Consider the following 15,686-nt stretch of genomic DNA (forward strand, 5'->3'; position numbering starts at 1 on the left):
TGCTGCAATATCTAAAACGACCTCTCCCTCTTCGCCAACGGTTAATACTGACGATCGGTCTAATTCTGCTGGTCTTTCAGCTCATTAGCACCTTCTGGTTGTGGCACGAAAGTACCGAGCAAATACAGTTATTCGAACAGGCGCTGCGCGATAACCGTAACAACGATCGCCACATCATGCATGAGATCCGCGAGGCTATCGCCAGCCTGATCGTCCCCGGCATCTTTATGGTCAGCCTGACGCTGCTAATTTGCTACCAGGCGGTGCGACGTATTACCCGTCCCCTTGCCGATCTGCAAAAAGAGTTAGAAGCGCGAGCAGCCGATAACCTGGCCCCCATTGAAATTCACAGCTCAACCGTTGAGATCCAGGCCGTTGTCTCAGCGCTCAATGACCTGGTAACGCGGCTGACCAGCACTATTGAAAACGAACGTTTATTTACCGCCGATGTCGCCCACGAACTGCGCACACCGCTATCAGGCGTTCGCCTGCATCTGGAATTATTATCCAAAACCCATAAGGTCGACGTTACGCCGTTGATTGCCCGCCTTGATCAAATGATGGACAGCGTATCGCAGCTGCTGCAACTCGCCCGCGTCGGACAGTCGTTTTCGGCCGGGAGCTACCAGCATGTCAAACTGCTGGAGGACGTTATTCTACCCTCCTACGATGAACTCAGCACCATGCTGGACCAACGTAAACAGACGCTGCTCCTGCCACAAAGCGCGGCGGACGTTGTCGTGCGTGGCGATGCTACGCTGTTGCGGATGCTGCTACGAAATCTGGTGGAAAACGCGCATCGTTACAGCCCGGAAGGCACCCATATTACGATTAGCCTGAACACCGAGCATGATGCCGTCCTGGCCGTCGAGGATGAAGGGCCGGGCATTGATGAAAGTAAATGCGGGGAGTTGAGTAAAGCATTCGTCCGTATGGACAGCCGTTTTGGTGGGATTGGGCTGGGGCTGAGCATTGTCAGTCGCATCACCCAGTTACATCACGGGCATTTCTATCTGCAAAATCGCCAGGGAGCCAGCGGCACTCGCGCATGGGTGGAATTGGCGAAAAATCAGTAAGAGCTCACCCACACATACAAAAAGCTGCTGACGATAAGCACACTGCACACGGTGGTCAAACTTTCATAAATACGGGTTTTCATGACACTCTCCTCCGAAACTATGGAGGAGAGTTTGCCTGACACAGATTAAGCCAACCTTAAGTTGATATCATAAGACACCTTATCCGGCCTACTGAGTACAATGCTGCCCGTAGGCCTGATAAACGTAGTCTCATCAGGCAATAACACGAATGCCCTGGCCATGCGCCGGATGGCGGCTAACACCTTATCCGGCCTACTGAGTACAACACTGCCCGTAGGCCTGATAAACGTAGTCTCATCAGGCAATAACACGAATGCCCTGGCCATGCGCCGGATGGCGGCTTGCGCCTTATCCGGCCTACTGAGTACAATGCTGCCCGTAGGCCTGATAAACGTAGTGCCATCAGGCAATAACACGAATGCCCGGGCCATGCGCCGGATGGCGGCTAGCGCCTTATCCGGCCTACTGAGTACAATGCTGCCCGTAGGCCTGATAAACGTAGTGCCATCAGGCAATAACACGAATGCCCTGGCCATGCGCCGGATGGCGGCTAGAGCCTTATCCGGCCTACTGAGTACAATGCTGCCCGTAGGCCTGATAAACGTAGTGCCATCAGGCATTAACACGAATGCCCTGGCCATGCGCCGGATGGCGGCTAGCGCCTTATCCGGCCTACTGAGTACAATGCTGCCCGTAGGCCTGATAAACGTAGTGCCATCAGGCAATAACACCGTTACTCTTCAATACGCGGATGCTGCTGCACCAGACGCGTGCGCTTAACCTGTAGCTCAGCAATTTCCTGATCGATATCTTCGATTTTCTGTTCAATGTTATCGTAGTGTTCGCCGAGGATCTCTTTCGCTTCCTGAATATCCGAAGCAGCAGGTGTCGCGCCTTTCAGCGGCTGATTAGCCGTCTCTTTCATGGTCACGCCGGTAATCAAACCTACTACCGCAATCACCATCAGATAATAAGCGGGCATCATCAGATTCTGCGAGCTTTCCACCAGCCATGCGGCCAATGTCGGAGTCAGACCGGCGATTAATACCGAGATATTAAACGCGGCGGCCAGCGCACTGTAGCGAATATGCGTCGGGAACATCGCCGGTAACGTTGACGCCATCACCCCGGTAAAGCAGTTGAGGATCACCGCCAACATCAGCAACCCGGCGAAAATCAGGCCAATAACGTTACTGTTAATCAGAATAAATGCCGGAATCGCCAGCACAAACAGCGCAATACTGCCCATGATCACAAACGGACGACGCCCAAAACGGTCGCTGAGCAACCCCATAATCGGCTGCACAAACAGCATACCAATCATGATGGCGATAATAATCAACACGCCATGGTCTTCAGAGTAATGCAGGTTATGCGACAGATAGCTCGGCATATAGGTGAGCAGCATGTAGTAGGTGACGTTGGTGGCAATCACCAGACCAACACATGCCAACAGGCTGCGCCAGTGCTTAGTCGCAATCTCTTTAAACGAGACCTTAGGACCTTCCTGCAGACCCTGACGATCGCCCTGCTCCAGTTTATCCACGTGCTGCTGGAACGCCGGCGTCTCTTCCAGCGCATGGCGCAGGTACAGACCAATCAGCCCTAACGGTAGAGCCAGGAAGAACGGAATACGCCAGCCCCACTCAAGGAAGTTATCCTCGCCGACGATAGTTGAGATCAGGACCACCACGCCCGCGCCCAGCACAAACCCGGCAATCGAGCCGAAGTCCAGCCAACTGCCCATAAATCCGCGCTTACGGTCTGGCGAGTACTCTGCGACAAAAATCGATGCCCCGGTATACTCTCCGCCGACCGAGAACCCCTGCGCCATCTTACACAGCAACAGCAGAATCGGTGCCCAGATACCAATTGAGGCATACGAGGGAATAAGACCGATACAGAATGTACTGATCGACATGATCACGATGGTGATAGCGAGTATCTTCTGACGACCGTATTTATCGCCGAGCATACCGAAGAACAATCCGCCAAGCGGTCGAATCAGAAAGGGAACAGAGAAGGTGGCGAGTGCAGCAACCATCTGCACGCTGGGGTCAGCCCCCGGGAAGAACACTTTACCTAATGCGTAAGCAACAAATCCATAAACACCAAAATCGAACCACTCCATCGCATTACCTAATGACGCTGCGGTAATGGCTTTTCGCAATTTACCGTCATCAATGATGGTAACGTCGCGCAGCGTTATCGGTTTTATTTTTTTCCTTTTTAGCATACTCGTCCTCATAGACTTAGCCCTGTCGCGCTCCAGTTCGAGTCCCCTAACGCCCATGCGTCAGGGTCATCACCGAGCGGGGAATGCACAGGCGCATTCCCTGTAACAAGCGTAGCAGGTTTACTTACACTGACGAGAAACGCACAGTACAACCGAACCTGTTGACGCCTGATTGGGCGGTTAATGACCTCTTTACCCTAACAGCGTTTAAATTTGTGATCAACTTCACATATAGTTTTTCATTTCGTCAACATGCGTAAATTAGGTCATTCTTAGTCAGCTTTTTTACATGTAATGCTTGCGATTTACTGACAATTAAATACAAGAATAAATCGCTTTATTGCACCAACAATCACAGCGGTCACTATTATTCTGCTAGCAAAAAAACCACCTAATCCCTTCACAAAAAGATCACAGCTTTTTTAATAATCAGAGCGACCGGGAACTTTTGCGCGGAATATGTGATAAAGATAACTAAAACATCGTTTTATTTTGATTGAATCAATGTTCCTGTGAATGCAAACTAATTCCAGACGCAATATCCCTGGGAGCAGCAACACGCTCAACGTATGCCGCGTTAGATTTTATAAAACAAAGAGATAGCGATTTTCTTTGTTAAGAAACACCAGTAACTATTTGAATTTATTAATTTTTACCCTCTTGCGCGAGTTTTAGCAGCGACAAGACATGAGGACGTTTATGAAAATTAAAGCCACGATTGAACGCATCCCCGGCGGAATGATGTTGATTCCTCTGTTATTAGGCGCAGTGTTAAATACGTTAGCTCCGGATACCGGTGCGTATTTCGGTTCGTTTACCAAAGGAATGATCAGCGGAACGGTACCGATTCTGGCAGTGTGGTTTTTTTGTATCGGCGCATCTATTGATTTACGGGCAACCGGTACGGTATTACGCAAGTCCGGTACGCTGGTAATAACCAAAATAGCCGTGGCGTGGGTAGTAGCAATGATTGCTGCTTCATTTATTCCTGATACCGGTATTCAAACCGGGTTCTTTGCAGGCCTCTCAGTTTTGGCAATTGTCTCCGCAATGGACATGACCAACGGTGGTTTGTACGCCAGCCTGATGAACCAGTACGGCACCAAAGAAGAGTCCGGCGCATTTGTGTTGATGTCTCTGGAATCCGGTCCGTTAATGACCATGGTGATCCTCGGCTCTGCGGGTCTGGCCTCCTTCGAGCCACACCATTTCATCGGCGCGGTATTACCGTTCCTGATTGGCTTTACGTTGGGCAACCTGGATCACGACCTGCGTTCTTTCTTCAGCAAAGCCACACCGGTGCTGATCCCGTTCTTCGGCTTCGCGTTGGGTAACACTATTAACCTGAGCGTGATCGTTGATACCGGTCTGCTGGGTATCCTGCTGGGTGTCGCGGTTATCGTCATCACCGGTATCCCGCTGATTATTGCTGACCGTGTTATTGGTGGCGGGAACGGTACGGCAGGCGTCGCAGCCTCTTCAGCAGCAGGCGCTGCGGTAGCAAACCCGGTGATTATCGCTCAGATTAACCCGGCGTTCGAACCGGTTGCCGCATCCGCTACGGCGCTGGTTGCCGCCAGCGTAATTGTCACCGCCATTCTGGTGCCGATTATCACCGCGCTGTACGCCAAACGTTTTAATAAAAACCTGGTCGCCAACGAAGCGGTGGCCACCCCGGCAGACTCTCTACACCACTAAACCTGCCATTATCCTACTCACCAGCCCTGCTCAATTGACGAGCAGGGTCGGTGCAAAAATCTCCTCAACCATCGCATCGACCAGCCGCTTTGCCGAACACAATCGCGGCATTCCCAGCGCCACATTTTGCCAACGCTGCGTCACCGACCAGCTCACAGGATGGCGTTGCGCATCGCACCAGCTCCCCAGCCAGCTCAGCATATCGTTATACTCGCCCGATCCGCCGACAGCTGGCGTGCTGAGCCAATGATGATAGTAATGACGCGTAGCAGGCGCTGCATTCACGCTATCCGCCAACGCCTGAGCCGCCATGGTTCGCAGGTTGTCTTTTAGCATTAACACCACATCGGCATTCGCTAACCGGCAGGCATCACCAAAAGCCCCCCAACGTAGCTCCTCCAGCGCGACAAAACAGCGTCCTGGTAACGACCAGCCGTCATACGCGCCAGCCCGCCAGCGGGTAAAAATTTGTTCGCTATGCTCGCCCGCCTGAACCGTGAGGCCGCGCTGGGTCAGCGCCTTCTCTTTATACGCCGCGCGTTGGGTAAACCAGTCAGTCAGTGAATTTATTTGCTGTAAAAGACCGGGGGTTGAAAACCCACGCGGGTGTTCTGTTTGTTGCAAAAACATCAGCCCTTCGGCGATCCGTACCAGCGCCAGATGACCCGGGTCAATCATGCCTGCCAGCTTCTCCACCAGCTTAAGGCGCATCACCAGATGCTCGCTGGACACTCCCGCCATCACCCACGCACGCAGTTGCGTCTGGGATAACACTTCCTGCGTCAGACGCGCACGCAGCCGCTGCTGCTGTTGCAGAAAACCGCCGGAACGTTTGGTTTCATCTCCCTGAACCAGATCGACCATAAACTTCGGGTAGACACACTCCAGCGTCCTCCCGGGGCCTTCCAGTAAAACGTTAGTCATGTGTGCTCGGTTGCAAAAAGGGTATTGATATCGTCACGCAGCAATCGGGAATCTTCATAAAGCCATGCCGCAATCGTAATGCGCTGCTGCAATTGCTCATTCATTGCATTCACCGCGGATTCATTTTGTTGGCGTAGCGTCAGACTCTCACTCAGACTCGCCTGCAATTGCGCCAGGCACAGAGAGAAATCAGCAAAAAATGTGGCCATGCCAGCCGTAACGGAGATATCGACCTGAGCAGCTAAAGCTTTACGAATTTGTTGGCAAAACTGGGAGACGTACTGCACAAGGTTTTTATGCAATGCGCCCATATCAATGAGATAACGCGTTTTTGTTTCGACGTAATCATTCCATCCCCAGTTGGGTTGATTTAGCCAACGAGAGAAAGTGTCACGCACCACACCGCCAGTAGACGGCACATTTTCTGCCGGAATATCCTGCTCAATGGCCTCGTTAAACAATTGGCGGGTATTGAAATTAAACATCGCCGTATGGAACGCTGGAAAACGGATCCGCGCACGAAAACCGGCGTGGTTTAGCTCCTCTTTCACCCTTTGCTCAATTGGCCGCATCGCGTCATTTAGCGCCCGGGAGAGCGTCGACTCAAGCTGTTCAAAACGCAGGGCTAAGTCCCGGCTGATGCTTTCCTGCGCCGCCAGCAATACCCCCTCACAGGACGAGCGAATTTTATCTAACACAATTTTTGCCTGCCCTTCATCATGCAGCACCAACATCTCTCCGGCCATTTCTGCCGTATTCACAGCATTCCCCAGACCGTGTTGTGACATCATCAGGACGTTATCTTTGACAAAGAACGTATTGATACCGCAAAGAATCTCAGTCTGTTGCTCACTGAGATAGGCAGCGGCAGCCTCCAGCGCCAGTTCTACTTCATGGCTGACTTCATCGCTCACCCGCCCCTGGCTCACTTCTAACTGCTGCATATCCTCTTCAATATGCGTGATGTTCAGCCGCAGTTTGTCATAGGCGACCGTTAACCCGTGGGCGCGAAATTCCAGATATTCGTGCACGCTTTGTGCATAGTTCAATAACTTATGTGACGCAGAGCGAAGCGCATACAACGAAGCATTAGCATAAGCGGCGTGGATCACTTTCTGGATCGGCTGTTCAAACAGCGAGTCTTCCCACAACAGGTCGGCGGCATGGCGGATGTGTTCCGTATCGTCAAGATCGGTGGTGCGCCAGCGTCTGCCAAGCGCCGCTTCGGCAAAATCCTGCACCCAACGTTGCTCCTGATGATCCGGCAGTCGCCCGCGCGTCGTCAGCTCATGACGCGCCCTGTTTGCCAGATAGCCCCACATTGAGGAGACCGGATAAATTCTTTCAGGGGCGATTCCGCCTTGCATCAATGTGCCGGAAATCAACGCCCGCACCTGGTCTTCATCGTCACTGTTGCGGTCTTTCTGATCGAACTTGTTCACCAGCGCATACAGAGGAACTGACTTGCCGACCGCCATAATCGCCTGACGCACTTCCTCATCGGAAATCGATTTCAGTTGGGTGTAATCCAACACCGCCAGCACCGCAGAGGCCCGCACCAGCTGTTCATTGAGCATTTTTTGTAAGTGCGGTTGTCCCGCCTCGTTCGGCCCCGGCGTATCCAGCAGCGTTAATTGCCCTGGGTAGCTTGCCTGTCCGGCCAAATGGACAAATTCAACCTCAATAACCGGAATATGCTCAATCGCAGCATAGGCAGCAAAAGGAAAATCAACGTCCAATGCTTTTGACAGGCGCACCAGGTCGTTCAGGCTTTTAAGGCAATGGAAAATAGGCTGTGCGCCAAGATAATACCGTTCAAATGCCACACCATTTTCAATATGTTGCAGCAGGACATTCATATCCTTGTCAATTTCCAGGGTCTGCGTAAGACGCAGGCGATCGCACTCGCGCACGCGTTGCTGCAAAACCTTCATTAAGGCATCGATCGGCGCGACATGTGAAAAATGCAGCACCGGCTCTTTCTGCCCCGGCGTATGGCGTATTAGCGTTGGTAACGCCGTCATGGGGCGATTACGATTAGGTAACACCTCTGTCCCCACAATCGCGTTAATCGTCGTCGATTTTCCCGCTTTCATGGTGCCAACAATCGCCAGCACCATTTCCAGACGCGTAATCTTGCGCAGCTCATTATTGAGCGTTGCTTGCTGGACATCCATGCCACGCGCGCTGAAATGCAGGGGCTGAACAACCTGACTGCTATGCTCTCCTTGTTTTAGCGCGACATCATCCAACGAGGTCACGGGCAATTTTTGCAATTGCCTGAGATGTTCAAGCGAGAGCATCAGCAAGCGTTCCGCTTCCTGACTTAATTCATAAATTGTCTGTGTGTGCATGGAAAATTTTTCCTTAACGCAAATGGCATTACTTTTATTTAGCCCAATCGTTTTATTTATAGATTTTTTGGCTTTTATAATTACGTATAGAAATAATTAAAATCAAAACAACCAATTGATATTATTAAAATAAATTTGGTGTATAACCGCTGGCCCGATGCCTCTCACTTATGAAAATAAGTAAGAAAGATAGACAGCGTAGTTCAGTTTTAAAAAATGCCAGCGGAATCCCCCTACTAAATTTAAGGGGTTCAATGATATTCAATCACAATGACTTAGGCATTTCTAAGCAATGTTACCTATGAATATCAGATATTTCGCCTCACCTTATCTTAAATATCTAAGCGTAGCAATTTCCCTTAAAAAATATTCCGCCATACTTTCATTGAGGTGAAAGCAGAGGGTCTTTACAGCAGATCATTTTGCGTAATCGCGCAGTAGTCCCGACAAATGCAGGGATTTTATGTATAATTGCGGCCTTTTTCGGCAATCTGCCATTTTTTGGGCGCATTTGCCCCTGCTGACTTTTGAGGAAATCCACATGTCATTACCACACTGCCCGCAATGCAACTCCGAATACACTTACGAAGATAACGGCATGTTCATCTGCCCGGAATGCGCTCACGAATGGAACGATGCTGAACCGGCGCAGGACAGCGACGAACTGATCGTTAAAGATGCCAACGGCAACCTGCTGGCTGACGGCGACAGCGTGAGCGTCGTGAAAGACCTGAAGGTAAAAGGTAGCTCTTCCATGCTGAAGATTGGTACCAAAGTGAAAAACATTCGTCTGGTTGAAGGTGACCACAACATCGATTGCAAAATCGATGGCTTTGGCCCAATGAAGCTGAAATCTGAGTTTGTGAAAAAGAACTGATGCAAATTGCCTGATAGCGCGACGCTAATCAGGTCAACACCAGCTCATCTGCCAGGCGGGAAGCTCATACTTCCCGCCTGGTTTATTTTTGCAGACGCTAACTACACTTAATTGGCTTCTTTTACCTGAGGTAAAGATTATGCCGTTAAGTCCCTATATCTCCTTTGCAGGCAACTGCGCTGACGCTATCGCCTACTATCAAAAAACGTTAGGCGCTGAGCTACTCTACAAAATCAACTTCGGTGAAATGCCCAAATCGGCGCAGGAAAGCGAAGATGGTTGCCCTTCAGGCATGAAATTCCCCGACACCGCCATCGCCCACGCCAACCTGCGCGTTGCGGGCAGTGACATCATGATGAGCGATAGCGCCCCGGACGGAAATGCTCACTACTCTGGCTTCACGCTGGTGCTCGACACGCAAAACGTCGATGAAGGCAAACGCTGGTTTGATAACCTGGCAGCAAACGGAAAAATCGAAATGGACTGGCAGGAAACCTTCTGGGCCCACGGTTTCGGTAAAGTGAGCGACCAGTATGGCGTGCCGTGGATGATCAACGTCGTCAAACAACAGCAACCCCCTACAGAGTAATCCAACGGGAGGCCAGCCCTCCCGTACTGTCATCAAATAGCGCTCAACTCTTCATCATCGAGTAACCATCACTTAACGAAAACGTCACATTGATCCGCCACGATGGGGCCACTTTTTTAGGGAGGCCGCATCATGCAAACGATTATTCGCGTCGAAAAACTCTCCAAGTCCTTCAATCAACATCAGGCGCTCAATGCGGTTGATCTGAACATCTGTTCCGGTGAGATGGTGGCTCTGCTTGGGCCGTCTGGCTCCGGCAAATCCACCCTTTTACGTCATTTAAGCGGTTTGATCACCGGTGATAAATCACCCGGTAGCCGCGTCGAGCTGCTGGGCCGCACCGTTCAACATGAAGGCCGCCTGGCGCGCGATATCCGCAAAAGCCGTGCCCACACCGGCTACATCTTTCAGCAGTTCAATCTGGTGAACCGCCTGACGGTGCTGGAGAACGTCCTGATTGGCGCGCTCGGCAGCACGCCGTTCTGGCGTACCTGTTTTAGCTGGTTTAGCCAGGAACAAAAACAGCGCGCATTACAGGCGCTGACCCGTGTGGGCATGGCGCACTTTGCATACCAGCGCGTTTCCACGCTTTCGGGCGGTCAGCAGCAGCGTGTCGCAATCGCCCGCGCGCTGATGCAGCAGGCCAAAGTGATCCTCGCCGATGAGCCGATTGCTTCGCTGGACCCGGAATCCGCACGGATCGTGATGGACACCCTACGCGAGATAAACCAGACCGACGGCATCACCGTGGTCGTCACGCTGCATCAGGTGGATTACGCCCTGCGCTACTGCGAACGCATCGTCGCGCTGCGCCAGGGCAACGTCTTCTTTGATGGCAGCAGCCAGCATTTTGATAACGATCGTTTTGACCATCTCTACCGCAGCATGAACCGCGTAGAACAGAACGCGCAGGCTGCATAGTTCTAAAAAACCAGGCGTTATTGGCGCAGCCAGGCTGGAGACGACCAGCGCGGAAAAACCGGAGCGTACACGCAGTACGTGAGGATTTTGAGCACTGCCCGGATTCAGGCTGGCAAGTGAAATAGCCTGGAACAATGACTAATTAAGGAAACGACATGAGCTATAAGACAGTTGCCGCGCTGGCCTTCACCAGCATGTTTAGTCTCAGCACACTGCTCACCCCGGCCCATGCCGAAGAACAGGAAAAAGCGCTGAACTTTGGCATTATTTCGACCGAATCACAGCAAAACCTGAAACCGCAGTGGGAACCGTTCCTGAAGGACATGGAAAAATCACTGGGCGTGAAAGTGAACGCCTTCTTCGCCCCGGACTACGCCGGGATCATCCAGGGAATGCGCTTTAACAAAGTTGATATCGCCTGGTACGGCAACCTCTCGGCAATGGAAGCGGTGGATCGCGCTAATGGGCAAGTGTTTGCCCAGACCGTCGCCGCCGACGGATCCCCAGGTTACTGGAGCGTGTTGATCGTTAACAAAGACAGCCCGATCAATAACCTGAACGATCTGATCGCCAAACGTAAGGATCTGACCTTCGGCAACGGCGATCCCAACTCAACGTCAGGCTTCCTCGTCCCCGGCTACTACGTCTTCGCCAAAAACAACATCTCCGCCAGCGACTTCAAACGCACCGTTAACGCCGGACACGAAACCAACGCGCTGGCCGTCGCCAACAAGCAGGTCGATGTCGCCACCAACAACACCGAAAACCTCGACAAGCTGAAAACTTCCGCACCGGAAAAACTGAAAGAGCTGAAGGTGATCTGGAAGTCGCCGCTGATCCCGGGCGATCCGATCGTCTGGCGTAAAAACCTCTCCGAAACCACCAAGGACAAGGTGTACGACTTCTTTATGAATTACGGCAAAACGCCGGAACAGAAAACCGTACTGGAACGCCTGGGATGGGCACCGTTCCGCGCCTCCAGCGATCTGCAACTGGTGCCGATTCGCCAGCTGGCACTGTTTAAAGAGATGCAGGGTGTGAAGGACAACAAAGGGCTGAACGAGGAAGAGAAAACCAGCAAAACCTCGGCATTGAAAGCGCAGCTCGATGACCTTGACCGTCTGACCGCCGCACTGGGCGCTATGACCAGCGTCACCAAAGCGGTGCAGTAAACCTGGTGACCAAATTGTAGGCCTGATAAGCGCAGCGCCATCAGGCAATGCAAGGGATTCCATGCCGGATGGCGGTGCCAGCACCTTATCCGGCCTACAACAGACCCGAAACATCGACACCCAGGAGCTAAACATGCAAACCATCACCGTCGCCCCGCCCAAACGTAGCTGGTTCTCGCTGCTGAGCTGGGCCATTCTTCTCGCCGTGCTGGTGGTCTCGTGGAAAGGTGCCGAAATGGCCCCGCTCACGCTGATCCAGGATTCCGGCAATATGGCGACCTTCGCCGCCGACTTCTTCCCGCCGGACTTCAGCCAGTGGCAGGACTATCTCGGTGAAATGGCCGTCACCCTGCAAATTGCCGTCTGGGGGACTGCCCTTGCCGTTGTGCTATCAATTCCCTTCGGCCTGATGTGCGCCGATAACCTCGTGCCGTGGTGGATTTACCAGCCGATGCGCAGAGCGATGGACGCCTGCCGCGCCATCAATGAAATGGTCTTCGCCATGCTGTTCGTAGTCGCCGTCGGCTTAGGCCCATTCGCCGGGGTGATGGCGCTGTTTATCCACACTACCGGGGTGCTCTCCAAGCTGCTTTCCGAAGCGGTAGAAGCTATTGAGCCAGGTCCGGTAGAAGGCATTCGCGCCACCGGTGCCAACAAAATTGAAGAGATCCTGTACGGCGTTCTGCCACAGGTCATGCCGCTGCTTATCTCCTATTCGCTGTATCGCTTTGAATCCAACGTTCGCTCGGCCACGGTGGTCGGAATGGTAGGCGCAGGCGGTATTGGCGTGACCTTATGGGAGGCGATTCGCGGCTTTCAGTTCCAGCAAACCTGCGCCCTGATGGTGTTAATCATCGTCACCGTCAGCCTGCTGGATTTCCTTTCCCAGCGTTTGCGTAAGCACTTTATCTGACTAGCGAGGCCTTGATTGCTATGCACTTGTCTACACATCCGACCAGTTATCCAACGCGTTATCAGGAAATTGCCGCGAGACTTGAGCAGGAGCTTCGTCAACATTATCGCTGCGGTGACTATCTGCCCGCTGAGCATCAGCTTGCCGCGCGCTACGAGGTAAATCGACATACCCTGCGCCGCGCCATTGACCAGTTGGTTGAGCGCGGTTGGGTTCAGCGTCGGCAGGGCGTCGGCGTGCTGGTGCTGATGCGCCCGTTCGATTACCCGCTTAATGCCCAGGCGCGCTTTAGTCAGAATCTGCTGGACCAGGGCAGCCATCCCACCAGCGAAAAACTGCTGGCGGTGCTGCGTCCGGCCTCCAGCCACATTGCCGATGCGCTCAGCATAAACGAGGGCGATAACGTGATTCACCTGCGCACCCTGCGCCGGGTTAACGGCATCGCACTGTGCCAGATCGACCACTATTTTTCCGACCTCTCGCTGTGGCCGCTGCTGCAAGGCTTCAACAGCGGTTCACTGCATGACTACCTGCGCGAACAGTCCGGTCTGACGCTGCTACGCACGCAAACGCGCATCAGCGCCCGCCGCGCGCAGGCCAAAGAGAGCAAGGTACTGGAAATCCCCAATATGGCGCCGCTGCTGTGCGTGCGCACCCTGAACCACCGTGAAGGCGAAGAACACGCGGCGGAATACTCCGTCAGCCTGACCCGCGCCGACATGATCGAATTCACTATGGAGCACTGAATGCATTTCGATACCGCCACCCGCCAGCGCTGGATGCGCGCGCTGGCTTACAGCAATGCCGATGCCCTGAACGCCCGCATCACCGCGCTCAAACTAACGCCGGACTATGAACTTATCCGCGCTCCGGAAAGCGGACTGATGCAGATCCAGGCCCGTATGGGCGGTACCGGCAACCGCTTCTTTGCTGGCGACACCACGCTTACCCGCGCAGTGGTACGCCTGAAGAGCGGCACGCTGGGTTACAGCTACCTGCTGGGACGCAATAAACAACATGCCGAGCAGTGCGCGGTGATTGACGCACTGCTGCAGGAACAAACGCATTTCCAGAACCTAATGGAAACCTTAATTACCCCGCTGGAAGCGGAACGCGATGCGCTGATTAACGCACGCCGTGCCGAAGTCAACGCCAGCCGGGTCGACTTCTTCACGCTGGTACGCGGAGATAACGCATGACACGATCTACAGCACTTCTGACCGCTTTTAATTTACCCGTTCAGGATGCTCAGCAGAGCTTTCGTCGCCTGCTGAAAGCCATGAGCGAACCGGGCGTAATCGTCGCCCTGCATCAACTGAAACATGTCTGGCAGCCGCTGGGTCTGGCCACCACCAGCGTGCTGCTGACCCTGGTCGATGGCGACACGCCGGTCTGGCTAGCGCCGTCGATGGATAACGATATTGCCCGCCAGAACCTGCGTTTTCATACCAACGCGCCGCTGGTGGATCAGCCGCAGCTGGCGGCCTTTGCCGTCGCCGACGAGCGCATCAGCAGCGAACAGCTTAACGCCCTCTCCGCCGGTTCAGCCGTCGCGCCAGAGACCAGCGCCACGCTGATTGTGCAGGTCTCTGGCTTAAGCGGCGGACGCATGCTGCGTCTGACCGGAGCGGGCATTGCCGAAGAGCGCATGATCGCGCCACAGCTGCCGGAATGCCTGATTCACGAACTCACCGAACGCCCGCACCCGTTCCCACTGGGGGTCGATTTGATCCTCACCTGCGGCGAACGCCTGCTGGCTATTCCGCGAACCACCCATGTGGAGGTGTGCTGATGTACGTCGCCGTCAAAGGGGGCGAAAAGGCGATAGCCAACGCCCACGCCCTACAGGAAAACCGACGCCGGGGCGATGAAACCATAGCTGAACTGAGCGTGGCACAAATCGAACAGCAGATGAACCTGGCCGTTGACCGGGTAATGACCGAAGGCGGCATCGCCGACCGCGAACTGGCGGCACTGGCGCTGAAGCAGGCCAGCGGCGATAACGTCGAAGCCATCTTCTTGCTCCGCGCCTACCGCACTACGCTGGAAAAAGTGGCGGTCAGCGAGCCGCTTAACAGTGCAGAAATGCGCCTTGAGCGCCGAATCTCGGCGGTCTACAAAGATATTCCCGGCGGGCAACTGTTGGGTCCAACCTATGACTACACCCATCGCCTGCTGGATTTTACCCTGCTGGCCAATGGCGAAACGCCGCCTCTGCGCAGCGCAGACGGCGCGCAGGATGCCTCCCCGCACGTTTTTTCCCTGCTGGCCAACCAGGGGCTGGCAAAGCGTGAAGAGGATGATGGCGCGACACCCGACGACATCACCCGCACGCCGCCGGTTTACCCCTGCTCACGCGCTTCACGTCTGCAGCAGCTGATGCGCGGTGACGAGGGCTATCTGCTGGCGCTGGCCTACTCCACCCAGCGCGGCTACGGGCGCAACCACCCGTTTGCCGCCGAAATCCGCAGCGGCTATGTGGCACTGGAAACCGTACCGGAAGAGCTGGGATTTGCGGTGAACGTCGGCGAACTGCTGATGACCGAATGCGAAATGGTGAACGGGTTTGTCGCACCAGAAAACGAATCTCCCCATTTTACCCGCGGCTACGGGCTGGTGTTCGGTATGAGCGAACGTAAAGCGATGGCGATGGCGCTGGTGGACCGCGCCCTACAGGCAGCCGAATACGATGAAACGGTCACAGGACCGGCGCAGGACGAAGAGTTCGTGCTGGCGCATGCGGATAACGTCGAGGCGGCGGGTTTTGTTTCGCACCTCAAACTTCCCCATTACGTCGATTTCCAGGCCGAACTGGAACTGCTCAAACGCCTGCAACAGGAGGCCACCCGTGACCACTAACCTCTCCGGCTACAACTTTGCCTATCTTGATGAGCAGACCAAA

General features: G+C 53.8%; 15 protein-coding genes. 11 read left to right on the top strand and 4 right to left on the bottom strand.

Annotated elements, in window-relative coordinates; all coding sequences use genetic code 11:
- The first annotated feature begins 2 nt into the window (after window positions 1–2).
- A complete protein-coding gene (gene pmrB, locus SK35_RS22220) occupies window positions 3–1,076 on the top strand; it encodes a two-component system sensor histidine kinase PmrB (protein WP_103015279.1) in 1,074 nt (357 codons plus the stop codon).
- On the opposite strand, the gene pmrR is transcribed toward pmrB, so the two are convergent.
- The gene (pmrR, locus tag SK35_RS22225; protein ID WP_003826741.1) at window positions 1,070–1,159 is read right to left on the bottom strand and encodes an LpxT activity modulator PmrR; all 90 of its coding nucleotides are present in this window, start codon (window positions 1,157–1,159) and stop codon (window positions 1,070–1,072) included. The two genes, pmrB and pmrR, sit on opposite strands and share 7 nt — an antisense overlap.
- A gap of 674 nt (window positions 1,160–1,833) precedes the next feature.
- A complete protein-coding gene (proP, locus tag SK35_RS22230; RefSeq protein ID WP_003826737.1) occupies window positions 1,834–3,336 on the bottom strand; it encodes a glycine betaine/L-proline transporter ProP in 1,503 nt (500 codons plus the stop codon).
- A gap of 699 nt (window positions 3,337–4,035) precedes the next feature.
- On the opposite strand from proP, the gene kdgT reads away from it, so the two are divergent.
- The gene (kdgT, locus tag SK35_RS22235) at window positions 4,036–5,034 is read left to right on the top strand and encodes a 2-keto-3-deoxygluconate transporter (protein ID WP_003826735.1); all 999 of its coding nucleotides are present in this window, start codon (window positions 4,036–4,038) and stop codon (window positions 5,032–5,034) included.
- A 30-nt stretch (window positions 5,035–5,064) separates the two neighbouring features.
- Here kdgT and SK35_RS22240 read toward each other — a convergent pair whose 3' ends face one another.
- Window positions 5,065–5,958, bottom strand: coding sequence for a diguanylate cyclase regulator RdcB family protein (locus SK35_RS22240; RefSeq protein WP_048215103.1), 894 nt, complete (start codon window positions 5,956–5,958; stop codon window positions 5,065–5,067).
- A complete protein-coding gene (gene crfC / locus SK35_RS22245) occupies window positions 5,955–8,312 on the bottom strand; it encodes a clamp-binding protein CrfC (RefSeq protein ID WP_048215104.1) in 2,358 nt (785 codons plus the stop codon). Before crfC ends, SK35_RS22240 begins: the two co-directional genes overlap by 4 nt.
- A 541-nt stretch (window positions 8,313–8,853) precedes the next feature.
- Between crfC and SK35_RS22250 the strand changes: the two genes are divergently transcribed.
- From SK35_RS22250 to SK35_RS22290, 9 genes are all read left to right on the top strand, one after another.
- A complete protein-coding gene (locus tag SK35_RS22250) occupies window positions 8,854–9,189 on the top strand; it encodes a zinc ribbon domain-containing protein YjdM (RefSeq protein WP_048216364.1) in 336 nt (111 codons plus the stop codon).
- A 139-nt stretch (window positions 9,190–9,328) separates the two neighbouring features.
- Complete coding sequence (gene yjdN, locus SK35_RS22255; protein ID WP_048215105.1) at window positions 9,329–9,778, top strand: VOC family metalloprotein YjdN; 450 nt, start codon at window positions 9,329–9,331, stop codon at window positions 9,776–9,778.
- A gap of 132 nt (window positions 9,779–9,910) precedes the next feature.
- Window positions 9,911–10,699, top strand: coding sequence for a phosphonate ABC transporter ATP-binding protein (gene phnC / locus SK35_RS22260; RefSeq protein ID WP_048215106.1), 789 nt, complete (start codon window positions 9,911–9,913; stop codon window positions 10,697–10,699).
- Window positions 10,700–10,854: 155 nt separating this feature from the next.
- A complete protein-coding gene (gene phnD / locus SK35_RS22265; RefSeq protein WP_008786961.1) occupies window positions 10,855–11,871 on the top strand; it encodes a phosphonate ABC transporter substrate-binding protein in 1,017 nt (338 codons plus the stop codon).
- A 133-nt stretch (window positions 11,872–12,004) separates the two neighbouring features.
- Window positions 12,005–12,784 carry a phosphonate ABC transporter, permease protein PhnE gene (phnE, locus tag SK35_RS22270; protein ID WP_038636402.1) on the top strand — a complete coding sequence of 260 codons (780 nt, stop codon included), beginning with the start codon at window positions 12,005–12,007 and terminating at the stop codon, window positions 12,782–12,784.
- A 20-nt stretch (window positions 12,785–12,804) separates the two neighbouring features.
- Window positions 12,805–13,530 (top strand): phosphonate metabolism transcriptional regulator PhnF, encoded by a 726-nt coding sequence (phnF, locus tag SK35_RS22275; protein ID WP_020996086.1) that lies wholly within the window; start codon window positions 12,805–12,807, stop codon window positions 13,528–13,530.
- Window positions 13,531–13,983 carry a phosphonate C-P lyase system protein PhnG gene (gene phnG / locus SK35_RS22280; protein ID WP_048215107.1) on the top strand — a complete coding sequence of 151 codons (453 nt, stop codon included), beginning with the start codon at window positions 13,531–13,533 and terminating at the stop codon, window positions 13,981–13,983.
- A complete protein-coding gene (phnH, locus tag SK35_RS22285; protein ID WP_048215108.1) occupies window positions 13,980–14,576 on the top strand; it encodes a phosphonate C-P lyase system protein PhnH in 597 nt (198 codons plus the stop codon). The genes phnG and phnH overlap by 4 nt, the downstream gene beginning before the upstream one ends.
- Window positions 14,576–15,643: a carbon-phosphorus lyase complex subunit PhnI gene (locus SK35_RS22290; protein WP_048215109.1), complete on the top strand. Its 1,068-nt coding sequence runs from the start codon at window positions 14,576–14,578 to the stop codon at window positions 15,641–15,643. The genes phnH and SK35_RS22290 overlap by 1 nt, the downstream gene beginning before the upstream one ends.
- Window positions 15,644–15,686 lie beyond the last annotated feature (43 nt).

The organism is Citrobacter sp. MGH105 (genome assembly GCF_001037485.2).
In the GTDB taxonomy this organism is placed as follows: domain Bacteria; phylum Pseudomonadota; class Gammaproteobacteria; order Enterobacterales; family Enterobacteriaceae; genus Citrobacter; species Citrobacter portucalensis.